Source organism: Cupriavidus sp. 86D6 (assembly GCF_057815095.1).
On record NZ_JBYPSB010000019.1, the window covers coordinates 17713 to 41801 of the forward strand.

Annotated in this window: 21 protein-coding genes and 1 pseudogene; 13 read left to right on the forward strand and 9 right to left on the reverse strand. The window is 61.4% G+C overall.

The features are described 5' to 3' along the window. The first annotated feature begins 6 nt into the window (after positions 1 to 6). Positions 7 to 810, forward strand: coding sequence for an adenine nucleotide alpha hydrolase family protein (locus tag AC3G88_RS26500; protein WP_488894214.1), 804 nt, complete (start codon positions 7 to 9; stop codon positions 808 to 810). An 86-nt stretch (positions 811 to 896) separates the two neighbouring features. On the opposite strand, the gene AC3G88_RS26505 is transcribed toward AC3G88_RS26500, so the two are convergent. Beyond that, complete coding sequence (locus AC3G88_RS26505) at positions 897 to 1736, reverse strand: universal stress protein (RefSeq protein WP_488894215.1); 840 nt, start codon at positions 1734 to 1736, stop codon at positions 897 to 899. A 32-nt stretch (positions 1737 to 1768) separates the two neighbouring features. Continuing rightward, a complete protein-coding gene (locus AC3G88_RS26510; RefSeq protein WP_488894216.1) occupies positions 1769 to 2578 on the reverse strand; it encodes a universal stress protein in 810 nt (269 codons plus the stop codon). 168 nt (positions 2579 to 2746) lie between these two features. On the opposite strand from AC3G88_RS26510, the gene AC3G88_RS26515 reads away from it, so the two are divergent. Beyond that, the gene (locus tag AC3G88_RS26515) at positions 2747 to 3736 is read left to right on the forward strand and encodes a zinc-dependent alcohol dehydrogenase family protein (protein ID WP_488894217.1); all 990 of its coding nucleotides are present in this window, start codon (positions 2747 to 2749) and stop codon (positions 3734 to 3736) included. A 25-nt stretch (positions 3737 to 3761) separates the two neighbouring features. On the opposite strand, the gene AC3G88_RS26520 is transcribed toward AC3G88_RS26515, so the two are convergent. Further along, a complete protein-coding gene (locus tag AC3G88_RS26520; RefSeq protein ID WP_488894218.1) occupies positions 3762 to 4418 on the reverse strand; it encodes a BON domain-containing protein in 657 nt (218 codons plus the stop codon). 465 nt (positions 4419 to 4883) lie between these two features. On the opposite strand from AC3G88_RS26520, the gene AC3G88_RS26525 reads away from it, so the two are divergent. Together AC3G88_RS26525 and AC3G88_RS26530 are read left to right on the forward strand one after the other, a co-directional pair. Beyond that, positions 4884 to 5462 (forward strand): helix-turn-helix domain-containing protein, encoded by a 579-nt coding sequence (locus AC3G88_RS26525; RefSeq protein WP_488894219.1) that lies wholly within the window; start codon positions 4884 to 4886, stop codon positions 5460 to 5462. A gap of 77 nt (positions 5463 to 5539) precedes the next feature. Next, positions 5540 to 6481: pseudogene (locus AC3G88_RS26530) on the forward strand (zinc-binding dehydrogenase). Positions 6482 to 6886: 405 nt separating this feature from the next. On the opposite strand, the gene AC3G88_RS26535 reads toward AC3G88_RS26530, so the two are convergent. Then, on the reverse strand, positions 6887 to 8245 hold the full coding sequence (locus AC3G88_RS26535; protein ID WP_488894274.1) for an MBL fold metallo-hydrolase RNA specificity domain-containing protein: 1359 nt from the start codon (positions 8243 to 8245) through the stop codon (positions 6887 to 6889). Between the two features lie 244 nt (positions 8246 to 8489). On the opposite strand from AC3G88_RS26535, the gene AC3G88_RS26540 reads away from it, so the two are divergent. The 6 genes from AC3G88_RS26540 (at position 8490) to AC3G88_RS26565 (ending at position 15454) form a co-directional block, all read left to right on the forward strand. Beyond that, complete coding sequence (locus AC3G88_RS26540; RefSeq protein ID WP_488894220.1) at positions 8490 to 9995, forward strand: thymidine phosphorylase family protein; 1506 nt, start codon at positions 8490 to 8492, stop codon at positions 9993 to 9995. Positions 9996 to 10802: 807 nt separating this feature from the next. Further along, positions 10803 to 11228 carry a DoxX family protein gene (locus AC3G88_RS26545; RefSeq protein ID WP_488894221.1) on the forward strand — a complete coding sequence of 142 codons (426 nt, stop codon included), beginning with the start codon at positions 10803 to 10805 and terminating at the stop codon, positions 11226 to 11228. 211 nt (positions 11229 to 11439) lie between these two features. Continuing rightward, positions 11440 to 13224 (forward strand): SulP family inorganic anion transporter, encoded by a 1785-nt coding sequence (locus tag AC3G88_RS26550; protein ID WP_488894222.1) that lies wholly within the window; start codon positions 11440 to 11442, stop codon positions 13222 to 13224. Further along, complete coding sequence (locus AC3G88_RS26555) at positions 13221 to 14642, forward strand: DUF2252 domain-containing protein (RefSeq protein ID WP_488894223.1); 1422 nt, start codon at positions 13221 to 13223, stop codon at positions 14640 to 14642. The genes AC3G88_RS26550 and AC3G88_RS26555 overlap by 4 nt, the downstream gene beginning before the upstream one ends. Positions 14643 to 14684: 42 nt before the next feature. Further along, positions 14685 to 15005 carry a hypothetical protein gene (locus tag AC3G88_RS26560; RefSeq protein WP_488894224.1) on the forward strand — a complete coding sequence of 107 codons (321 nt, stop codon included), beginning with the start codon at positions 14685 to 14687 and terminating at the stop codon, positions 15003 to 15005. A gap of 2 nt (positions 15006 to 15007) precedes the next feature. Continuing rightward, entirely contained in the window at positions 15008 to 15454 is a 447-nt protein-coding gene (locus AC3G88_RS26565) for a hypothetical protein (protein WP_488894225.1), read from the forward strand. A 125-nt stretch (positions 15455 to 15579) separates the two neighbouring features. Here AC3G88_RS26565 and phbB read toward each other — a convergent pair whose 3' ends face one another. From phbB to AC3G88_RS26580, 3 genes are all read right to left on the reverse strand, one after another. Next, on the reverse strand, positions 15580 to 16326 hold the full coding sequence (gene phbB / locus AC3G88_RS26570) for an acetoacetyl-CoA reductase (RefSeq protein WP_488894226.1): 747 nt from the start codon (positions 16324 to 16326) through the stop codon (positions 15580 to 15582). 170 nt (positions 16327 to 16496) lie between these two features. Continuing rightward, the gene (locus AC3G88_RS26575; protein WP_488894227.1) at positions 16497 to 16820 is read right to left on the reverse strand and encodes a hypothetical protein; all 324 of its coding nucleotides are present in this window, start codon (positions 16818 to 16820) and stop codon (positions 16497 to 16499) included. A 451-nt stretch (positions 16821 to 17271) separates the two neighbouring features. Beyond that, a complete protein-coding gene (locus tag AC3G88_RS26580) occupies positions 17272 to 17793 on the reverse strand; it encodes a hypothetical protein (RefSeq protein WP_488894228.1) in 522 nt (173 codons plus the stop codon). Positions 17794 to 18385: 592 nt separating this feature from the next. Here AC3G88_RS26580 and AC3G88_RS26585 point away from each other — a divergent pair. Then, positions 18386 to 19051 (forward strand): BON domain-containing protein, encoded by a 666-nt coding sequence (locus tag AC3G88_RS26585; protein ID WP_488894229.1) that lies wholly within the window; start codon positions 18386 to 18388, stop codon positions 19049 to 19051. Positions 19052 to 19134: 83 nt separating this feature from the next. After that, entirely contained in the window at positions 19135 to 19641 is a 507-nt protein-coding gene (locus AC3G88_RS26590) for a universal stress protein (RefSeq protein ID WP_488894230.1), read from the forward strand. Positions 19642 to 19879: 238 nt separating this feature from the next. Here the strand turns inward: AC3G88_RS26590 and AC3G88_RS26595 are convergent, their stop codons facing one another. Together AC3G88_RS26595 and AC3G88_RS26600 are read right to left on the reverse strand one after the other, a co-directional pair. After that, entirely contained in the window at positions 19880 to 20719 is an 840-nt protein-coding gene (locus AC3G88_RS26595; protein ID WP_488894231.1) for a universal stress protein, read from the reverse strand. 834 nt (positions 20720 to 21553) lie between these two features. Continuing rightward, positions 21554 to 21982, reverse strand: coding sequence for a universal stress protein (locus AC3G88_RS26600; protein ID WP_488894232.1), 429 nt, complete (start codon positions 21980 to 21982; stop codon positions 21554 to 21556). Positions 21983 to 22407: 425 nt separating this feature from the next. Between AC3G88_RS26600 and AC3G88_RS26605 the strand changes: the two genes are divergently transcribed. After that, the gene (locus AC3G88_RS26605; RefSeq protein WP_488894233.1) at positions 22408 to 23646 is read left to right on the forward strand and encodes a hypothetical protein; all 1239 of its coding nucleotides are present in this window, start codon (positions 22408 to 22410) and stop codon (positions 23644 to 23646) included. The last annotated feature ends 443 nt before the right edge of the window (positions 23647 to 24089 follow it).

A 24089-nucleotide genomic window follows, 5' to 3' on the forward strand; every position in this document is an offset into this window, starting at 1 on the left:
GAGAAAATGGACATCTCAGCTATTGTGGTCCACGTCGACGCGTCAACGTACGCCACGGCCCGGCTTGCTCACGCGGTCGCCCTAGCCTGTGCATTGCCGGCGACGCTTGTGGGCCTGCTGCCACAGCGCGGCCTCCATCCCGACGCGGAGTTCTTCGCCGATTGCGAGGCCAGCCGCTTGGCCTTCGAGGCCGCGACGGCAGGCGCTCCCATCGCCGTGGACTGGCGCGTGGGAGAAGGCACGCCACTTGAAGCCATGCAATGCGAAGGCCGCTTGGCCGATCTGATCATCGTCAGCCAGCCGTGCGCTGGCGACGGACATCGCCTAGTTGACACACGGCCGTTTGTGGAAGGAACAATCCTGGAGGCCGGACCGCCGGTCCTGGTCATTCCGCTGACGGACGACGCAGAGCCCACGCAGGTGTGGCCCTATGCGCGCGTGATGGTGGCGTGGAGCGGCACGCGCGAATCGGCGCGTGCGCTGCGAGACGCACTGCCGATCCTGCGCCGCGCGCAGCATGTCGCGCTGGCTTGCTGCGTTCCCTTCTCCCGACATCGCCAAACCGATATGGCGCCGGCCAGCTACGCGCTGACGTGGCTGGCGCGCCGGGGCATCCGAGCCTGCCTGATCGGACTGACAAGCGATGCGCATGCATCACTAGGCAAGGCTTTGCTCGCCACTGCCCGGACGGCCCGCACCGACTTGTTGGTTTGCGGCGCGCCGGCGCGCGACGAAGCGGTCGGCAAGCTGGGGGGCATCGCTGGAACGGTGCTCGAGAAGTCCCCAATCCCGGCGCTATTCGCACGTTAGCGATGCGCATGCAGACGCTGCCTGCGCCCTTCGGACCTTCGGAACTCCGGGGCGCGGGCAGCTTCGCAAATTTGGCGTGGCACGTCTCAGTGCGCCAGGAGCACGGGGACCGTCATCGAACTCAGGATGGTCTTGGTGACGCCGCCCAGCACCAGTTCGCGGAAGCGTCCGTGCCCATACGCGCCCATGACCAGCAGGTCGGCTTGCACATCGGCGGCACGCGACAATATCAGGTCGCCAATGGCGGCATCGTTCGCGCCGGGTTCGACCTCCGTGCGGACATCGGCGCAGACATCGCGCAGCACGCGGCATGCGATGTCCAGCGGGGCCGCGTCGGCGCACGGGGCATGGTGGACATGAGTGGCATGCAGCAGGTGCACGGTGCTACCTACCGGCAGCGGCAATGCATCGTGCAGGGCACGCGCGCATTCCTTGCCGCCGTGCCACGCCACCAGCGCGCGGCGGCCCACCGTCAGCGCCGGCCCGCCGTAAGGCACTACCAGCACGGGCCGGCCGGATTCCAATAGGAGCGATTCGAGAAACTGCGGCGCCACCACGCTCTCAGGTTCGCTGGTATCGATTTGCCCGGCCACCACGAGGCCGGCCTCCTTCACCTCCCTGAGCGTACGGCGTACCGGATCGCCGTCCAGACTGCGCCATTCCGCCGACACCGATTCGCTCCATACGGCCGCCTGGAATCGTTGTCGCAGTGTTTCTTGCTGGCGCTCACGACGGGCGCGATCCTGCTGCGCGGCTGCCGCCGCGTGCGCCACGTGATAAAACCACTGTGGATCGGCGGAAAACGTGGCGCATACGCCTACCAGACGGCAACGCTGCGCGGTGGCGATTTGCAGGGCCAACTTCGCGCGGACCATCGCGCGCGGGCTTGCGTCAACATGGACGAAGATGCTGGGATAGGCGAGCATGGCTTGATCTCCTGACCAGGCGGCGCGGCCAACTAGTGCGAAATGAGCATTGGCACCGGCGTGTTGTGCAGCAGCGTGCGGGTCGTGCCGCCGGTCATTAGCTCGCCTAGCCTTGAATGTCCGTAGCCGCCGGCCACCAGCAGATCAGCCGATTCCTGCTGCGTCTTTTGCAGTAGGCAACCCGCTACCGACGACGACTCCTCCACCGTCACCGTCGCCCGGACCCCATGCATGCCAAGCCAGCGCAGCAGTTCACCGTCTCCATGCTGCCAAAGCCCCTTTCCGCCGATTACCACCAGCAGAATCACACGCTTGGCGCGCTTGAGCAGGGGCAGCGCATCGCTGACCGCGCGAGCAGCCTCGCGCCGGCCGTTCCACGCCACCATTGCGGTATCGATCTTCGACAGCCGCGCCTGGGGCGGAACCACCAGCATCGGCCGACCTGCGTTGACCAGTGCATACTCGGCCGCTGACGCCATCAGCACGGGCAGATCGCTGGGCGCCCCCGGCAGGCCGGGCAGGATGATGTCGCTGGCCATGCCGTGCGTGGCCAATGCCCAACCAGGGTCCTGTTCCGCTAGCAGGTGCGAATAGTCTGCCGGCGCACCGTGACGCCCACAGGCATCGGACAGCGCCTGGGTACCCGCTTTCTCCACGCCGCGCAACATGTCGGCCCGCATGGTTTGATAGCGCATCGTCTCCGCGCCCACGCTGCGATACGGATCGAGCATCGGTCCGGTCGCGCTGAGCCCGACCACGCGCCCACTGGAGAACGACGCCAACAAAAATGCCGCATCCAGGCGCGCCTCCCGCGCTCCGTCGTCAGTCAGATCTACCAGCACTGTCTTGCAGTCCATTGCCGTGCCCTCGCGTGTCGTTGTATCTAATACAGTCAAAGGTAGCCAACACAGGATTGCGACGCTTGTGTCAGATCAAGTCAATGCGCGTTGCGCATGCGATGATGGATTCACTGCAAAGCGGTTGCGCAGCAAGCGAAACAAGGAGTGCAGATGGACGCCACCATGCAGGCCATGATCTTCGACGGTCACACGCTTGTCGCGCAGCGCGTGTCCGTGCCCACGCCGGGCGCAGGCCAGGTGCGCATCCGTGTACTGGCCTGCGGGGTATGTCGCACAGACCTGCATGTGATTGACGGAGACCTTCCTCATCCGAAGCCGGCGCTGATTCCGGGGCACGAGATCGTGGGTCGCGTCGAAAAGATGGGCGAAGGCGCGGCCGGAGTGGCGCTCGGTGACCGGGTGGGCGTGCCGTGGCTCGGCCATACCTGCGGCGTCTGCCGCTTCTGCGCCTGCGGGCGCGAGAACCTGTGCGATGCGCCGCTGTTCCACGGATATACGTGCGATGGAGGCTACGCGGAATACATGCTGGCTGACGCGCGCTACTGCTTCCCGATTCCCGACGCTTACGATGACGCGCACGCCGCGCCGTTGCTGTGCGCAGGCCTGATCGGCTATCGCACTTTACGCATGGCGGGTGAAGGCCAGCGCCTCGGCATCTATGGCTTTGGTGCGGCCGCGCACATTGTCACGCAGATTGCCGTGGCTCAAGGCCGCACGGTCTACGCCATGACACGGCCTGGCGACTCGGCGGCGCAGGCGCTGGCCACGCAAGTGGGCGCGGCTTGGGTGGGCAGCAGCCTGGACCCACCCCCAACCGTGCTGGATGCTGCACTTATCTTCGCGCCCGACGGTACACTGGTGCCGGCAGCGCTAGGTGCCACGGATAAAGGTGGCGTCGTCGTATGCGGTGGCATCCACATGAGCGATATTCCGTCGTTTCCGTATCGCCAGCTTTGGGAAGAGCGTCGCATCGTGTCCGTAGCCAATCTCACGCGGCAAGATGGCATTGGACTCATGCAGGTGGCCGCGCGCCTGCCGATCCAAGTGCACACCACAGTCTATCCGTTGCGCGATGCCGGCAAGGCGCTGGCCGACATGCGCGCCGGACGGCTTGCCGGTGCTGCCGTCCTGCGCATTTGATCGCGTGCCAGGCCCCACCGCGACGCTACTGCGGCAGCATCTGGATATCGTCCACCACCTTCATCACGCCCGGTGCAATCCACGCGGCGTTGAAAGCTGCCTGCCGCTCAGCCATCGACGTCACATGCCCCGACAGCGTGACCACGCCATCTTTGACGATGACCTTCACATGCCGCGCATCGCGGGCCGCCTGGCGTCGCATGGCATCTTCGATGCGCTGCTGCACATCTGGCGCGCTGGTGCGGGGCCTCAGCACGATCTGGTTCACGACGCCGCGTACGCCGTTAAGCGGCCGCACTGTATCGACCGCTGTACGACGCTGGTAATCCCAGTCCACTTCCCCCGAGAGAGTGACCATGCCCCGCTCAACTGCCACGCCAAGCTGCCCAACTGGCACGACGGAATTCCACATCAGCACGTTTTCGATAGCCCAGGCGATATCACTGTCGGTCCGCACGGTATCACCAGGCAACACCACGTCCAATTCCACGGCAACCGCCCGCAATCCCTGCACACGCTGCGCGGCCTGCTCCGCGAGATGCTTGGCATGGAATGACCGCAAATGTCCAGTGAGTGTGACAATGCCATCCTTGACCTGCACACCCACCTCGCGCTCGTCGACTTCCGGATCCCAGGCCAGTTCGTCAAGCACGTCTTGCTTCAGTTGAGAATCGCTTTTCATTTGCAACGCCTCCTTTTTTCGCCCGTCCGCATATCGCGTGTTGGGAACTTTAGGCGCATTACGTTGGGCGGCTTTGCTCTGGCGCAAGGCCTGCGCCCAGCGCGCACTCGTCTGCAAGCGCCTGTCAGATTTTCCTGACGCGCGCCCAGCGCAATCTGACCCGCCTCTCAGTCACCGCTGATTTCGGCCTGAGCGGCCGTGGCCAATACTCCAGGAAAATCGGGAGATACCGAATACCGACGCCGGTAGGTAGCCAGCGCGACCAGCAAAGGGGATGATATGCAGCAACAGGTGATACAGTTGCGCACGGCCGTGCCAATGCCCTACCCAGAAGCCTACGCGCCAGCGCAGGTCATGGCTCTGACACCCAGATGCGCCCATTGCAGCCTGAGGCCTCTCTGCCTGGCGGCGGGACTCGATGACGACGACCTGCCCCAGCTTGGATCGGTCATCGGACAGTGGCGCATGGTGCATCGTGGAGACTACCTGTTCCGCGTCGGCGACAGGTTCCAGTGCCTATATACGCTGCGCTCTGGATCGTTCAAGACGGTGGCGGGCCACGAGGAGGGTGTCGAGCATGTCACGGCCTACCTATTGCCGGGCGACATGCTGGGGCTGGGTGCTATCTCTGGCGAGCACTGCGACTGCGATGCCATTGCACTGGAAGACAGCACAGTGTGCGTGATCCCGTTCTCGCCGCTTGAACTGCTTTGCCGCGACATGCGCGGCGTGCAGCGTCAGTTGCACAAGCTGCTCAGCCAGGAGATTGTGCGCGAATCCCGCCAGACCACGCTGCTGTCTGGCATGCCTTCGGAGCGTCGCGTCGCTGCCTTCCTGCTCAACATCTCGCGGCGCCTGCGCGCCAGGGGCTACGCGGCGCATGCGTTCACACTACGGATGACGCGCGAGGAAATTGGCAGCTACCTCGGCATCAAGCTGGAAACGGTCAGTCGCACGTTCTCCCGCTTCCAACGCGAGGGGCTGATCCGCGTGGACGGCAAGCAAATTGAGATTTTCGATCTCGACGCGCTGGCGCAGGTCTGAGTTGTACGGCGAAGACAACCCACGTTGGCACGCGCCGCACCGCGACGCGCCGCCGGCATTTGTCCTCGGAGCAAGTCATGGCGACGATGCAAGCAGCAGTCTTTGGTAAGCCCGGCGTGATCGAGTTGCAAGAGAAACCCCATTCCTGACGTGGGCCCCGGCGGCGCATTGGGGCGGGTTACCACCACGACAATCTGCGGCACCGACATCCATACCCTGAAGGGCGAGCACCCACGGGCGTCGGGATTGACGATTGGCCACGAGCCGGTTGGCATCATGCCAGACTGGGCAGCGGCGTCACGGGCTACCAGGAAGGCCAGCGCGTGATCGCCGGTGCAATCTGCCCGAGCTTTCATTCCTGGTGCCCGATGCCCAAGCGAATTTGGCCCCGATTCCGGCAGGCCTGACCGACGAACAGGTGCTGATGCGCTCGGACATCATGCCCACCGGATTCGCAGGCGCCGAGCGCGCCAACATCCGCATCGGCGACGTCGTTGCCATCTTCGCGCAGGGCTCGATCGGGGTGTGCGCAACCGTTGGGCGCGCCTGCGCAGCGCTTCCACCATCATCTTCGTAGACGGATTGGACGACCGCCTGGCCATCTCGCGGCAACTGGGCGCCGACGTCACACTGAACTTCCATCAGCGCGACGTCGTGGGAGATATTTTGAAGCTCACCGGCGGCCGGGGCGTGGACGCCTCTATCGAGGCGCTGGGCACGCAGGCTGCGCTACGCGTGCTGAAGCCCGGTGGCACGCTGTCCAGCCTTGACGTCTATTCGACCGATCCGGGAATTCCGCTGGGTGCGTTTGCCGCTGGCTTGGGCGACCACCGCATCGTCACGTCGCTGTGTCCCGGCGGCAAGGAACGGATGCGCAGGCTGATGAACGTGATAGAAACAGCGCGCGCCGACCTGTCCGCGCTGGTGACTCATCACTACAAGCTAACCGGCGTTGTCGAGGCTTACGACCCCTTGGTCATCAGCGCGATGGCGTGCTGAAGGTGTCGATCACGCCCTGAGTCGGCGACAGCGGCCCATGTTTGGTCTTCTTGATCGTGCTCGCTTTCTATATTGAACCAAGACTTGCACAAAGCCATCGACATAGTTGATGCCTTAGAGTCCGTTGAAAAAAATGGGAGACGAACATGAAGATGCCGATCCGTCGACGGTAGCGTCGCAGTGGATGCTTCGGCGCTTGGGGGGCGCCACGGGGGCGTTGCCGGCAGCAGACCACGTCACCCGAGCCGGATTCCGCCGCCCCGACCGATAGCAACGACCTGTTCATGCGCGTCTGCAACTGCGACCTGCGCGCCTACCCGCAACGCACCGGCAGGGGCTACAGCCAGGGCTTCGTACTCGTGCGCGACTGCGCGCCGCCCAGTCCGGTGTGGCACATCGAAACCGTATCGCCTAGTGTTTTTGCCCTACTCCAGCGAATACTTCTGCCGGTATTCTGGCATTGTGACCCGCCATTTCAGCTCGTGTTCGATGCGCTGGCGCAACGCGTCGCTGGCCACCGGCTCGCCATGCACGACGAACGTCTGACGTGGCGGGCGCTCGAATCCCTTCAGCCAGCTCATCACTTCTTCGGCATCGGCGTGGGCTGACAGGTTCTCGATCTGCGCCACTTCGGCGCCGATGTCAATGTCCTTGCCATGCAGCCGGATTTGCCTGGCGCCACTGCAAAGGCGGGCGCCGCGCGTGCCGGGTGCCTGGAATCCGGACAGCAGGATGGTGTTGCGCGGGTCCATGCCGAACGCTTCCAGGTGGTGCACCACGCGGCCACCGGTGGCCATGCCGCTTCCTGCCAGGATGATCTTCGGACTGCGATCTGCGTTCAGGCGTACAGACGCCTCAGTACTGGTTACGGGGCGCGCCATGTCGCAAGCGCCCGCACAGCTTGCCTCGTCGACGCGCAGCTCCGACACATGCCGGGCAAAGATCGTCGTTGCCGCGATAGCCATAGGGCTGTTCAAATAGACGGGTACGTCCGGCAGCCGGCGCAGTTGCCTGAGCCGGTACAGGCAATACAGCAATGATTGCGCGCGACCTACGGCGAAAGTCGGGATCACGAGCGTGCCGCCCCTGTCGATCGTGCGGCTGACGATATCGCCCAGCGCGTCGACGGGATCGACGTCGGGATGGCGCCGGTCGCCGTACGTGGATTCCACGAACAGCCAGTCGGCATGCTTCAGGAAGACGGGCGCGCGCATCACCGGATCGTTCAGGCGCCCAAGATCGCCTGAGAACACTAGCCGCTGCCCATCCACGTGCAAGGTGACACTGGCAGCGCCGATAATATGTCCGGCGTGACTAAACTCTGCATCGATGCCCGCGCTCACCGGCACGCGCGTGTCGAATCGCACCGCCTCCAGGCGATGCACCGCGCGCTCAGCATCGGCGCGCGTATACAGCGGCATCGCCGGATCGTGACGCGAGAAGCCTTTTCGGTTTGCATACGCCGCGTCTTCCTCGGCCAGCGCCGCGCAGTCGGGTAGCAGTACGCCGCACAATTGCGCGGTCCCCAGAGTGCAGTACACGCGCCCTCGGAATCCGTTGCGGATCAGCAGGGGCAGATAGCCACTGTGATCGATGTGCGCGTGGGTCAGCACCACCGCGTGCAAGCTGGCGGGATCGACCGGCAGCGCATCCCAGTTGCGCAGGCGCAAGGCTTTGAATCCTTGAAACAGGCCGCAATCCACCATCACGCGGATGCGTCCAATGTCCACGACGTACTTGGAGCCCGTCACCGTATCGGTGGCGCCTAGACATTGCACTTTCATCGATATCCCCTTGTTCATGCTGCGCCATCGCTGACCGGATGCTTTGCGGTGCGCACAGCGCGCAACAGCATTTTTCAGGATGGATCGCACGCCGGGCGGTAGCTTGATTTTCATCAACGTTCGGGCACTTCATTCCTGCGCCGCGCGCCCCCAGCGGCGATGGCTGTCGTCCATGCCCTACAGACAGCTCAGCACATCCTGATTTCATTGACGGTGCTCGGCGTCCATACTGGGATGACTGTTGATGCTGCCCTCCCCCGTCATGCTGGTATTCAAGCCGCTCGGTATCGACACGTGGCAAGAGCACGTGATTTACCTCCACCCCGACTGTCCGGTGTGCGGGGCCGAAGGTTTTTCGGCGCAGGCGCGCGTGCAGGTGCGAATTGGTGCGCGCACGCTGATCGCCACGCTGAACTTGGTGGGCGCCCCACTGCTGCATACTCACCAGGCCAGTCTTTCGGCGAGTGCTGCAGGCGAACTATGTGCGCGTGAAGGCGATGCCATCGAGGTCACGCACGCGCCGGCCTTGGAATCGCTGCGCGCAGTCCGCGCCAAGATTCATGGCCTGGCTATTGACGACGCACAACTGGCTGGCATCGTCGAGGACATTGCAGGAGAGCGTTACACGGAAATGCAGATCGCAGCCTTCCTTGCAGCCTGCGCGGGCGGCAGGATGAACGAGCAGGAAGTCATCGGCTTGACTCGCGCGATGATCGGCACGGGGGAGCAATTGCGTTGGGACTGCGAGGTGGTGGCTGACAAGCATTGCGTGGGCGGGCTGCCCGGCAATCGCACCACGCCAATCATCGTGGCAATTGTGGCCGCCGCCGGGCTAACGATTCCCAAAACCTCGTCACGCGCGATCACGTCTCCAGCGGGCACGGCGGACACCATGGAAACCCTGACGCGAGTGACACTGGACGTGCACGAACTGCGGCGCGTGGTGGAGCGCACGGGCGCCGCGCTTGCGTGGGGCGGCGCACTGAACCTGAGTCCGTCCGACGACGTGATGATTCGTGTGGAACGTGCCCTAGATATCGACAGCGACGCCCAGTTGATTGCGTCGATCCTGTCGAAGAAGGTGGCAGCCGGGGCCACGCATGTACTAATCGATGTCCCCGTGGGCCCCACGGCTAAGGTGCGTTCCGAGGCCGACCTGTTGCGCCTGGAGTCTTTCATGCAACGCGTGGCGGCGGCGTTCGGACTGCAAGTGATGATGGTGCATACCGACGGCTCCCAGCCGGTTGGCCGTGGCATCGGTCCGGCGTTGGAGGCCCACGACGTGTTGGCCGTGTTGCGACGCGACACCCACGCGCCCGCCGACCTACGGCGTCGCGCGCTACTGCTTTCCGGATTACTGCTTGAGTTCTGCGGGGCGGCCAGGCCCGGCGATGGCCAGGCCAAAGCCGAGCAGATCCTGAACTCCGGCGCCGCTTGGGCCAGGTTCCAGTCCGTTTGCGAGGCGCAGGGTGGGCTGATGGTGCCGGGCGAGGCGCTGTTCCGGCGCGACGTGCTGGCGCAAATTGGTGGCACAGTCGCCACCATCGACAACCGTCGCCTGGCGCGCACCGCCAAGCTGGCGGGAGCGCCGCGCCACCAAGTAGCCGGCATCGCGATGCGCGCTCGGCTGGGCGACATCGTGTCGGGGGGCGATCCCCTTTTCACTATCCATGCGCAGGCGTCAGGAGAACTCGATTACGCCTCCGCCTATGCACTCGCCAATCCTGCCTTCGGCGTGAATCCGGGCTGACTATGCGCCACGAGAAAGGGCGCACGGTGCCGGAGCCAGCCTGAATTGCGGCGAAACCGCGTTCGATCGACCCCATCACGCCCGATTTCTGCCGTTGGCAGCAATCTAGCTGATCGACAGAGATAGGGCGGAAGTCGTCTCGGAACCGGTAAGCCCTGGCCCAGGTAGGCCGAGGGCCGAGCTGGCCACGAGGCGAGATGCGCCTGATCGACCATTTGCCGCGCAGCGCGAGCTGGTGGCCGGCTTCCACGCTAGTGGCCACGCCGCTGCCGCGATTGCCGTTGGCCAGCTTGGTCGCCAGCGTTGACGAACGGATGTCAGTGTCTAGGGCAGCCCCCAATTCATTGGCGGCCTAGTTCGACTTGCAATAGCTCCGGACTTAGCATCGTATGTTATTGCTCGGCTTCTCCAGGCCGTACGATGAAAGAGTTCCTGTATGCCTTGCACAGGTACGTTGTCATCTAGCGGTCCGGCTTCCAATGACTGACTTGCAAGGCGAGCAGCCTTTGCGTCAAGGCTGCGGCACGTCGCGCATCATCTTTCAGCCTTTTCGCGGTCACTTGTACCAAATTGTGAAACATTGATCTACAGCAACTGCCTCCTTCAACCAAGCGCTACCTTTCAACAGAGTCGCGCTTCTGCGCAGCGCACACAATTACTGAGCGTTCGTCGCACAGAGAGTGTGCGCAGGAACAAAGTCTACCGATGCAGCGTACATTCGTACGGCAGCTATGCGCTCACCTATATAACTTGGTAAGTTAGACACGTCAGTCAGAACCTGCATCACCTTTCGGCCTGAGCATTGCCATGACCACCGCCACGGTTTCCATCACGCCCGCAACAGTCTCTCGCATGTACTCTCTGGGCCGCGCCCTGCTGGGCGCGCTTTTTCTACTCTCAGGTTTGCTCAAGATGATAAGTTTCGCGGGATATTCCGCCTGGATCGCGAGTGCCGGACTGCCTTCGCCAGGACTATTGCTCACCCTTACGATGGGGATCGAGATTGTCGGTGGCCTGATCTTGATGTCAGGATGGAACGCTCGATGGGGAGCAGTTACGTTGGCGTTGTTCCTCGTGCCAACGACGTTAATCTTTCACGGATTTTGGCGTGCGGATATCGCCGACTCGTGGAACCAGCTCAATCACATTCTTAAGAACATCGGAATCTTGGGCGGGTTGCTGATCATATTCGCGACCGAATCCGCGCGAGAGAGGCGCCGTACAGCGATCTAGGTAGCGCAGACAACACTCCTTGGTCCGAACGGTGGGATCTGGCTGATCTGGATCAAGTTTGATGCCCGCTTGTCGACTAACTTGGAAAAGCCACGGATCGAAGCCTGATTCGTTGGCGTCTCCTAGTGTTGAATTTCACTCAAGCGACCCAAGTGCTATTCGGCGTGTGCGCCGATCCGTCTTCGAGGCTTCTGCTTCATGAAGGCATGACATGGACAACTCTTCCGCTTCGGGCCTTCATGAGGGCAGTCCGGCTTCCGCCGGATACTGGCATCAGTGGTTTGCGCCCGCAAAATGGCTCGCAACCTACCGCGCCCAGTGGCTACGGTACGACGCCGTCGCCGGCGTGACTCTGGCGGCATACGGCATTCCGGTGTCGCTCGCCTATGCGTCGCTGGCGGGGCTGCCGCCGCAGTACGGCATCTACTGCTATCTGACCGGTGGCCTCTTCTACGCCCTGTTCGGCTCGTCACGGCAACTGGCGATCGGCCCAACTTCGGCCATCTCCATGCTCGTCGGCGTCAGCCTCGCCGGGATGGCGCAGGGCGATCCAGCACGCTGGGCGTCCATCGCGGCGCTGACCGCCTTGTTGGTCGCGGCCATGTGTCTGGTGGCCTGGTTCTTCCGATTGAGCTCCTTGGTAAATTTCATCAGCGAGACCATTCTGCTTGGATTCAAGGCTGGTGCGGCTCTCACGATTGGACTGACTCAACTGCCCAAGCTCCTTGGCGTCAAGGGCGGGGGCGAGTTCTTCTTCGAGAGAATAGCGATCCTGACGCAGCAGATTCCACAGACGAACCTTACCGTGCTGGCATTTGGTCTCACGACAATCATCGTGCTCTTGCTCGGCGAAAAATACTTGCCCGGGCGACCGGTTGCGCTAATCGTCGTGGTGGTGTCTATCATCTTGCTATCGGTGACGCCTCTCGGCGCCCTCGGTTTTAAGGTCGTGGGGGCATTGCCACAGGGATTGCCGGCGCTTCATTGGCCGAATCTGCGTCCCCGCGACGTCGATGGCGTTATACCGCTGGCCTTCGCCTGCCTACTGCTCTCCTATGTGGAAAGCGTGTCGGCCGCTCGGGCTATCGCCCAGGCGCATGGCGACGAAATCGACCCACGCCAAGAGCTTCTGGCACTGGGCGCGGCGAATTTTGGAACGGCTCTCTTCCAGGGCTATCCTGTCGCAGGCGGCCTATCCCAAAGCTCAGTCAATGACAAGGCGGGCGCCAAGACGCCGATTGCGCTCATTGTCGCGTCCGTCACCATCGGCTTGTGCTTGATGTTTTTGACAGGTCTACTCGCCAACCTGCCCAACGTGGTACTCGCCGCCATTGTCCTTGTAGCCGTCAAAGGGCTCGTCAATATTGGCGAACTCCGGCACGTCTGGAGGGTCAGTCGATTTGAGTTTTGCGTGTCGATGATAGCGCTGGTCGCCGTGCTGTTCCTGGGTATCCTCAACGGCGTGATCGTGGCCGTCCTCGTATCGATGCTACTCATCATTCGCCGCGCTTCCCACCCACACGTTGCGTTCCTGGGCCGCATTCCGGGAACGCAGATCTATTCGGACGTCGCGCGGCACCCGGAAAATGAGGTTGACGCAAAGATTCTCGCTTTCAGGCCAGAAGCCTCCTTGCTCTACTTTAACGTCGAGCATGTCCTCGCCGCCGTTCGACAACAGATTGCATCACGCGCCGAGTCGCCGAAGCTGGTGATCTGCGACCTTTCCGCATCCCCCGTCGTGGACTTGGCTGGGGCGCGAATGCTGGCGGCGCTGCACAAGGAATTAAACGCCGCAAGCATCGCCCTGCAATTGGTTGGGCCCCACGCCGGCGCGCGCGACATCCTCCGCGCCGAAGGGCTCGAAGAACGCGTAGGCGACTTTGGACTGGGCTCCTCCGTGGACGGCGCAATGGAAGCCTTCCGGCATCCGGCGGTTCTTCCCGAATCGTCTAGCGCAATCGACGAGAAGTTCTCCTCGATAAGGAGCCATCCATGAACAAACCAGAAAGCGTCCGTCACATGGTAAGACCGCTCCACGCGCAGGCTGCCTACCTGAGCGCCGACGAGCGCGCGGCCAATGGCCGGGCGCTGCGCGATGCCACGCCTCGCTCGTCTCAGTCCGGTTGGCGGCCCGCCGAAGACCGGCAGGATCCTATTGCGCTCTTGGCCGCATCGAACACGGGGCGCATGCTCGACTTGGTTCCGATCCGCTTTGGCAGGATGGCGTCGTCCCCCTTTGCCTTTTATCGTGGGGCGGCCATGATCATGGCGGCCGACCTCGCCAACACGCCGTCCAGTGGTATACGCGTCCAGGCATGCGGTGACGCGCACCTAATGAATTTCGGGGGCTTTGCGACGCCGGAGCGCAATATCATTTTCGACATTAACGATCTGGATGAAACCCTGCCTGCGCCTTTCGAATGGGACCTGAAGCGATTGGCCGCCAGTGTGGCCATCGCCGCAGAACACCTTGCCTTGCCCAAGAGCGATGCGGCCAGGATCGTGACCGATGTTGTGCGCGAATACCGTGAGCGCATGTTCAACTACGGATGGATGCGCGCACTGGATGTGTGGTACGACCGTATAGATCTCCAGAAATACGAGGATCGAAGCGGCGATCCGGAGGTTGTTGCGGCCGCTCGCAAGCGGCTTGCACAGCGTATCGAGGAGGAGCGGCGCAAGAGCGTGCCAGACCATCTGTACCCAAAGCTAGTCTCGGAAGAAGGCAGGCAGCCACGCATCAAGGATGAGCCACCGCTCATCTTTCATCCAACGGAGGAGATGGCGCCCGGCCTTGACACAGCTTACGGCGAGGCCATTACCTCGTATCGGGAAAGCCTGCCCGAGCACGTGCGCGTGCTGTTCGACCGGTTTCACTTCTTCGATCTGGCCATCAAGGTAGTCGGCGTGGGGAGCGTTGGAACGATGTGCGCCGTCGGCCTGTTCCTGGCCGCAGATAACGATCCCTTGTTCCTACAGGTAAAGGAAGCCCGTCAGTCTGTGCTCGAGCCGTATGCCGGGAAGAGTGTCCATGCTAACCATGGCGAGCGCGTCATCGCGGGTCAGCGTCTCATGCAGACGGCAAGCGATGTTTTCCTCGGCTGGACACACGGCAGGAACGGAAGGGACTTCTATATCAGACAACTGCGGGACATGAAGCTCTCGGCCGTGATCGAGGATTGGGACACGGGCATGCTCAGGCAGTATGGCCGCATGTGTGCTCACGCGCTTTCTCGCGCGCACGCGCGCTCGGGCGACGCCGCAACCATCGCCGGCTACATGGGATCTGGCCAGACCTTTGATGACGCAGTCTGTGAGTTCGCGACGGAATATTGCTCACAGAATCGCAGTGATTTCCGTGCGTTCGTTGCCGCCATTCGGGAGGGCCGTGTCGAAGCACGGGCCGAATCGTAGTCCCAGCCACAAGATCGGTCTGGGTGCACCGCGATCCGCCCCATGGATGAGGCGAACTCGGTGGCGGCACTATGCAGTGCCGCGGCTTACCCCCATGATGCACCCTATGTCCGCATGCTGGAAACCCACATCTCGCGCGTCTTTCTCGCTGGCGACTTTGCTTACAAGTTTCGCAAGCCAGTAAAGTTCGACTACGTAGATTTTTCCACGCTAGAGCGCCGCAAGGCAGACTGCGAACAAGAACTGACCTGCAACCAGTGCCTTGCGCCGCATCTGTACCTTGATGTTGTCCCCATCGCCATCACGCTGGGGGGGGTAGCGCCCGTATCGCAGGGGCGGGCGCGCCAATCGAATACGCAGTGAGAATGCGCCCGTTTCCCAACGGCGCTCTCTTCAGCGAGATGGCCAACGCTGGGCGACGCGAACGCGTACACGTCAACGACCTCGCCATGCGCCTGTCGGCATTTCACGACAGGCAACCTCGCGCCGCGCCTTCCGCCGGGTTCGGAACGGCGCGGCGGATCGCGGCAACAGTTCGGGCCACGCTATCGGCATTGACGCGTCTGTCAGGCGACAAGCATCAGGTCGAACGTGTTGCGTCGCTGGTTCACGAACGTTTCCAGGCGCTGCGACCTGCCATCGCAGCGCGTCTGGCACATGGCCATGTTCGCGACTGCCATGGCGACCTGCATCTGTGCAATATCGCCTGGCTGGACGGCGCGGCACTTCCCTTCGACTGCCCGGAGTCCAATTCGGCTTTGCGCTGGACCGACACCATGAGCGATGTAGCCCCACAGGAATGGAGCGCGTGATGCAGCTAGCCGCCACGGACCTGGTGGGCACGAAATGTGTAACTGTGTAACTGTGTAACTGCGTAACATCGACCTGACGTGAAGGTACCCACGTTAGTCTTGAAGGAACGCTGGACGTCCCAGCGCTATGACATATGGTAGCCGCCATTGATCGCAAGGTTTGCGCCGGTCACGTAGGCGCCGTCCTCCGAACAAAGATAGGCGACCATGCCGGCCACCTCCGCCGGTCGCCCCAGCCGGCCCGCTGGAATCGCAGGCAGAATGGATTGTGCCAGGACATCAGCGGGTATGGCGTGCACCATTGGGGTATCCAGAAATCCAGGCGACACCGTGTTGACGGTAACCCCGTTACCCGCCAGTTCCAAGGCGAGCGCCTTGGTAAAACCGTGGATCCCGGCCGTGGCAGCCGCATAGCCGGCGTTGCCGAGCGCCCCCTGCAACACACTGACCGAGGAGATGTTGACAATCCTCCCCCACCCGCGTGCGGCCATACCTGTGCACACTGGCCGCGTCATATGGAACATGGAGTCCAAATCGGTTGACATGACCATTCGCCACTCTTCCAGCGACATGTCGCGAAATGCCCCGGCTCGGGTCATGCCCGCGTTGTTCACTAGAACATCTACCGGACCGATTTGGGCCTCAACTCGAACCACGCAGTGCTGGCAATCTCCGTAGTCGGTGACGTCGACGGGATACGCCGCGATATTGCGACCCTCACCCCATTGGGCTTCCAGCCAGGTGTTTACATGGTCGTTATGCGGGGAGTAGGTCACGACCACCCGAAATCCATCTACGCACATCCGAAGCGCAATGGCCTCGCCGAGGCCACCCATGCCGCCCGTGATCAGCGCGATTCGTGGCTTCTCCATAGCGTTCTCCCTTGATTCAGATGGGCGATTTATCAATAAGCGCTATCGCGCGGCGACGTCGCCTCAGATCAACCCTCCGCACTGGACTATTCCCACCCCCTTCGGATATCCATATGCGCGCTGAGCAGGTTTCAGAACAGCCGCTACTTGCGCCTTGTACGCACTGGCTACTACTTGGACGCACCATCTGTATAGGGGTCAAATTTCCCGCTCTTCGCCACGTCATCGGGTTGTGGATGCGCGTCAGGCAAGGTCTTGGCGGGCACAGGTGCCAGATGGCTCTTGGTATGTGCCCCCTCTGTATAAGGATCGAACTTCCCACTGCGATGCGTCGCCGGTTTCGCCGCTTGCTTCGCGGGCGTTTCCTTCGCATCTGGCGCGCGAGACCCACCATAAAGGTCACCGCCATCCGTGTAGTTCTTCTGAGCACCGACAGGCAAGGAGAGCAGCACGGCAAAGGTGGCCAAAACCGCGCCCGCATGATTCGGGGTCATCTTCATCTCCACTGACAGACAACATTTGTCTGTTCTCAGCATAGAAAAATGCAACGCTGATCCGTTGATACATATCAAGTCAATGCATGACAGGAGCAATAGCCTTCTTAAAGGCACCCCTCGCACGCCATCCTCCTTTGTCCGCTAGCGTGCTCCAACAGGAAGCAAGCTGCTGTGAATGACGCCGTCATCCTAAAATCACCCGCGCCACCCGAACCTTCGGCCCGGTTAGCATGCCAGAGACAATCCTACAGCTCGTTGGCGTGCTATCGGTTGAAAGTGAGCCAAGCGCTGCGGTCACCGTCACGGAAAAAGTCACCCTGCCGCGCGTCGTCGCCAATGTGTGAACTAGCCGATCCCATCGTTGCGACGTGCAGGGTGTCCGTAAAGGGCCTTATGTAAAGGGTAAAGCAGTCTATGCACCGCACCGGCACCAATCTCGCCCGCTGGGTCAGATCGATTGTTCACCACAATCCAGCGCGAGCCCTTCCTGGTCCACGATGCATGCGAGACGATTGAGTTGTGCCACTGCCATGGCAAGCGCCACAGCGCTTTTTGGCTGCGCGGCGCCAACACGAAAAACCTTCTGTACAGTACCGACGAGCGTGTGATGGCGAACGAGAACGAACCCTTGACTCAGTCCGCCATCGACAAGCTGTGTATACGCACGAAGGTCATGGTAGCCGACACGTCTGAACAGATCCTCGGTGGCGTCCCGCTCTTCAGCATCAAGCGGCTTCGTACGTCGTTGCGCTCCAGCGCGAAACGGTCGCAGCACAGAGTGGTCCGTAGGTGGCGCCTCATCTGAGGTGGAAAACTCACCGCGTGGTGGCGGTGCCGTAATGTCTCCTTCGGGAACCGTTTTCAGAGACCCCGCGTTTCCCCGGCCCGCGCGGCCTTGGGACAAAAATCCCAACGCGCCTGATGACAGTAGCGCGCCATATTGGCCATCTTCCGCATTCTTTCTCAGCATTGCCATATGTCGTCTCGCCGGCGAAGCCCGTATGCAGCCAAGTACGCTGGGACGACTGACGCTGGCGTGCCGCAAGGCGCGTTTTCCGCAATGCCCTCACGCAGCCTCGTAGACATCGCCCAGTTTCCGACGCCCTCGGTTCACTATAGAAACGCCCAGCCACCCAAATCTGATCTGCGTCAAAACATTCGCACGACGACGCTACCCCACGCGCAACTAGGACCAATGAGTGACGCAAGCGCTCGGTTGGTCCGATACGTACGGCGAACATCCGCTCAACATCTCACACCCAAGACAGCACTACGAGAAAGTCAACGCAATGCGGCCAAACCGGCATTCCGGAGAATCGTGACCACCGATGCGCACAAGTGCGACTGCAATTTGCGCACCCTTCCTTGCCTTGCTCTGCGCTGTCCTTGTCATAGGCTGGGCTTGCCGGCGCTGCAAGCTGGTCAAATGGCCAAACGTCCAACTTTCGTGACGTTGTGCCACATCAAAGGGAGAACTCGCTTGTCCTCTAGATTTCAGGATGCGCATCCATCGGTTTCGATGGGAGGCAAGAATCGATGAGGAGTAAATTTTGAAAACAGACATGGAACTCAAGAAGCTTGTCGACGGCGAGCTTGAAGGGGACCTGAGAGTGGCCTCAGAGGGAATTGGTGTTGAAGTGCATCAGGGCATCGCTACACTTTCCGGCCATATCGGCACGTATTCTGAGAAAATGGCGGCAGAAAGGGCGGCCGAACGCGTGAGCGGCGTCGAGGGCGTCGTGGTCAAACTGGAAGTCCGTCCGAGTGTAACGCAGGACGACGAGGCTATCGTGCTTGCCGCACGCAACGCGCTGCAATGGTATGTCCACGTACCTGCCGATGATCTGCAGGTTGAGATCGAGAAGGGCTGGATAACCTTGCGGGGTACTGTGCGGTGGGGCTTCCAGCGTCATGCGGCCGAAAGCGCGATCAACCACCTGCGTGGCGTGGTCGGGGTGTTGAACCTGATCCGGGTAGAGCCTAAGATCGTCCCTGAGGAAATTGGGGGCAAGATCGAATCCGCGCACTACGTCACCACGCTGAACGGGAATCCCATCACATCTCGATCAAGGCAAACGCGGGCGTGGTCACCTTGGAAGGCACCGTGGATTCCGTTGCTGAGCGCCGCGCGGTTGGGGGCGCGGCGTGGTCCGCACCGGGCGTTTCCCAAGTCGTCAACAACCTTTGGATCCGTTAAGGACTGGCGCAATGCGATAGTTCCCCGATAGCACGCCAGATCGCACGAACGCCTACTCAGTTAGCGCGAATCGAACCCCGAGCGTCCGCTTCACAAGTGTTCAAGGAGGCCGCCATGGCCCGCAAGATACTCGTTGCCATCGACTTCAGTCGCTGTGCGCAGCGCGCGTTGGAGGAAGCATTGCGTGAAGCCGAATTCCGACAAGCCACCCTGGAGATACTGCATGTCATCGATTACGGATTTCTGAAGCATGAGAACAAGCCTTCGGAACTTGCCGACGTTCGTCTCAAACACGTCCTTGCAGCCAGTTCGCTCCTTGCAAAAGCCGCAGCGCGCGCGCAGACAGCCAGGATCGAGCACTCGTTGCAACTGATCGATGACATGGCAACGCTAGGCGACGTGGCCGGCCGCGTCGTTCAATTCGCAAAGACTTCAGGCGCGGAACTGATTGTGACGGGGTCCCACGGACACACCGGTCTGTCGCGCGCCCTGCTGGGAAGCGTCGCAGAGGAATTGGTTCGTCACTGCGCCGTCCCCGTGCTCGTGGTGCGCGAAGATATGGCGCAAGCAAGAGATGCCTCCATCGCCAAGTCAACACCCCAAGAAGTCGAAAGTAAATGAGACGGAAGAGCGGACCGCGGGACGTACGTCGGTCCCATTTCGCGACCGAAGGTTAGAATCTATAACCGTAGGCTAGCTAACAAGCCTCAGGCGTGATCTGTCGGTACGCGCGGGTGGGCTGCTTGGCGTGCCTGGAAGCGGTCACATTGCCGCCCTCTCACGGTGGCGCTTCCGCTGTTGCCGTGTCTGACTCGGATAGGCGCTCCCTCACAAGAAAAATGGCATCGGAGACGATCACTCAATGTGCGAACAGCGTGGGCACAGTCATGCATGACAGGATGGTTTTGGTAACGCCTCCGAGGACGAGCTCCCTGAAGCGACCATGCCCGTATGCTCCCATCACAATCAAATCCGCCTCGCAGTTCGCCGCGCGAGACAGGATGATCTCGCCGATGACCGAATCCGCCGCTGCGGGAGCAAGCTCAGTCTGTACTTCGGCACCGACATCGCGTAACAGACGCGCGGCGCTGGCAACCGGTGCGGAATCCTGGCGCAAGCTGAGACCCATCGCCGGGGCGCTTAGCAGGTGAACTTCGCTACCTGCAAGCAATGGCAGTGCATCATGTAATGCACGGGCACACTCCCGCCCGCCATCCCAGGCGACCAACGTCCGGGTACCAATGGTGTAGATACTTGTCGCGTAGGGGACGACAAGGACCGGGCGACCGGATTCCAGGATCATGGACTCGAGAAACTGCGGGGCGACGAAGGCTTCGGGATCGGCTTCATCCGGTTGACCGCCAACGACCAGACCCGCCTCCCTGATCTCCTTGAGGGTATGGACGACTGCGTCGCCATCCTCACTGCGCCAGTCCGCCAGAATGCACTGCTCGGCGAGCATGGATTGGAAATCCTGTCGCAAGGATTCGTGCCTGCGCAAGCGCCGCGCCCGCTCTGCTTGCAGATAATTGGACGCATCTTCCATGCGATAGAACCACCGCGGCTCCGGCGCAAAGGTCGCGCAAACGCCGACTAAACGGCATTGTTGTGTGGCCGCAATGCGAGCCGCCAATCTCACCCTCGTCGTCGCACTACGGCTGGCGTCGACATGGACAAACACACTTGGATATCCGAGCATCGATGTGTCTCCTGCGGAACGCAGACTAACGTCAGCCTATATGTGTCATTCTCCGGCAGACAGGATTTTTACACGCACCATGGCTGCGGCATAGACTGCACCTGACTTCCCGCTTCCCTTGCGAGGAGGCGGCTCCGCCAGACATTCCTCTCCCAAGCGGCTTGCGCTGGTATGCCAATCGACCGGCATCTGCGCCGGGAAAGTGCACGGGCCTCGCGCTGCCACTGAACCATCGGAAGCCATTCTTTACAACGCCGAGGGGTGATTTCGATTCAATAGTAGGGTTGGGTCTGGCCACAGCCTTGATATCGGTCAAGTCTGCACCACGGATCTACTGTTCGCGGCATGTCCGCATCATCCGGCGGGACATGACAGATGTGCACTTTCTGTCGTTCGGGCATTCTGCACGCGCCTGAGGTATGCACGTGGCCGAGCGCAAAGGCAAACCGGCGGAGTCCAGAGGCATTTGCCCGCGCCTCCCTGGCAATGCCACAAAAGAAAAGCCCGCTATGCCAAGCGGCATGCGAGCTTAATGTCTATGAGGAGCCAAGTAGACGGTCACGCGGAGCGCCCCCGCTCGCGTAACTGGATTCAGGATAGCCGCGCACACAAAACATGTGTTTGATCTGTATCAATAGTGGGCAGCAGGGAGGCGGTCTTGACGACAGTTCCCCCCCAAGGAGGAATATAGCCCGGCAAATGGGAGGAGTGAACGAGGGAGGACGCCAGCGCTCGCGTCACCTCTTGCTCGAACTGCGCTCCGATCCGCACGCGACGTCTCACTTCCGCCATCAGACATCTCTTCGCCGGGCATTCAATTTAGCGGTCAATAGGTCAGACACGAGCGTCCAAACGAACAAGCAACACCGGTGTCACCGCGCTTCGCGCGAGCTTCTCGGCGACACTTCCCATGAGCAGTCTGTCAATTCCCTTTCGCCCGTGCGTACCCAGCACGAGGAGATTAGCACCGACGCGCTCCGAAGTCCGGGTGATTGCACTCGAGACATCGCCGAGGTGTTGCTCTGCGTCATCCAGTGTGATCCCGCATTGCACGTCACGTTCGTCCGCCTCCGCCTTGGCCAACGCAAGGAGTTTTTGTCCCTGCCGAAGAAGCTCATCGTGGAATTCGGACTCGTAACCGCTCTCAACGACGTGAAGGACCTCCAATCGCGCGTGCACTGCCGATGCAAGCGCTATGGCTTCATCTAGGGCACGCTGCCCGCATGGGCTACCGTCAATTGCAACCAGGATTGTGTCGTACATCGTCGGACCTCCATTTCCTGATAGAGACAGTTCCGCGATGGCTGGCGAGCATGCCGTTGGTCCGGCGGTACTTGGCGGGCACCTGCACGATGAACCGCCGACGTACAGGCCAGCATCGCGATCGGAGTCAATATAGATGCCGACAATCCTTTGCCGTTGATAAAGATCAAGCTCGGCACAGCCATTGCACTGCACGTAGCTGTGCTGTAGCTCCTCCTAGAAGCAGAGGCCGAGGCGATTTCACGTCGCCGGGCGAGAAAATCGTCCGGGCTCGCCAGCATCCATTTGATTTACCGCAACCCAATACCAGGCAGGCGACATACTCTGAATTGGAGACCAAAGCTCTCCAGCCTGATCTGCGATCGCAGGCGGCCTAGCCTGCCCGGGAATGCTACAAACGGCCCAGCCACGCTACGGAGGCCAGCGTGAATCATCGAATCCCCCGCTTGCGCTCAATCCATACCCGGCGCAATTCCAGCCATAACTCTGGCGGAGAGAAGCAGGCGTTCTCGCTCGTCCTGGGAGGGCCGGTCTACCAGCTTTTCCGCAGGGTTCGTCTATCCGACGATGCCCTGCAACTGGTACGTCAACGCATTCTGGTCCTCTCCCTATTCGCGTGGCTGCCGCTCCTGCTGCTGTCCGCGATCGAGGGCAATCTGTTCGGCAAGGCCGGCATCGTCCCATTTTTCATGGATATGGAAGTCCACCTCCGGTTCCTCGTTGCCGTCCCACTACTTGTCGCGGCGGAACTTGTGGTTCACAAACGTCTTCGCGGCATCACGCAATCGTTCCAGGAGCGGAACCTCATTCCAGAGGCGGCGACAGGCGAGTTTGAAGCGGCAATCGTTGCGGCCATGCGCTTGCGCAACTCCGTTTCCGCCGAAATGGCGCTGGTTGCGATTGTCTACGGTGTGGGTGTGCTGATCGTCTGGCGCCATTACACGGCACTTCAGACTTCCACCTGGTACGCCACCGCTGCCGCAAACGGTTCCCGCTTGTCTCTGGCCGGCATCTGGTACGGCTATGTCAGCCTTCCCCTCTTTCAGTTCCTGCTGATTCGCTGGTACTTCCGCATCTTTATCTGGATGCCATTCCTATGGCAGGTGTCCCGCATCAAGTTGAGCCTGATTCCTACGCATCCGGATCGTGTTGGCGGCCTCGGCTTCTTGGCGAATACGGTCTATGCGTTCGCATTGCTCCTGGCAGCCCACGGCGTCATGGCGGCCGCAAACCTTGCCAACCGGATCTTCTTCCTCGGGGCGGTCCTGCCGGATTTCAAGGCGCCAATCCTGGGGATGGTGTTGTTTCTGCTGGCGGTGGTCTTTGGACCGCTCTTTGTGTTTGCGCCTCAGCTCGCACAAGCCAAACGCAAAGGCCTGCACGACTACGGCACGCTCGCCGAGCGCTATGTTCGCGAATTCGACCAAAAATGGCTATGTGGCGGCGCCGCACCGGCAGAACCATTGTTGGGAAGCGCCGATATCCAGTCGCTGGCAGATCTGGGCAACAGCTTCGAAATCGTTCGCGGCATGCGGCTGGCTCCCATCACCAGGGATGCCGTCATCCAGATTGCAGCGGCTGTTCTCGTCCCCATAGCGCCCTTGGCACTGACCATGATGCCGCTGGATCAATTGCTGAAGTATGTCTTCGGCCTGCTCTTCTAGCTGTGGCGCAGTGTCGTTGGATAGACTAATTTCTCATTATTGGCAGTCGCCCACCAAAAGCGATAGGGATCGCACCATGTCCGGGCCATTGCCGCTTGCATCCCTCGCGCCAGCGAGGGATGACTTTGAAGAAAAACAGGGGGATAAGGGATGCTCGAGTGGCGCATATCGCCCGTGCATGTGCGGTCGCCCCGATATCTCCTGCTCTGTCTTGTGGCAAGCATGGGTGCCATGGCCAAACCAGGCATGGCGCATGAGTCGGAACCACGCGCCTATTCGTCTGCGCCAGTGGGAACCCATTTTTTGATGGCATCGTACACACAGCTCGGCGGAGACGTGCTGACGGACCCGTCCCTGCCTATTACGAACGTCACGGCGAAGATCGATATCCTCGCACTAGGATACGTTCAAGTTTTGGCGGCCGTACCGCTTCCGTCGGCGTC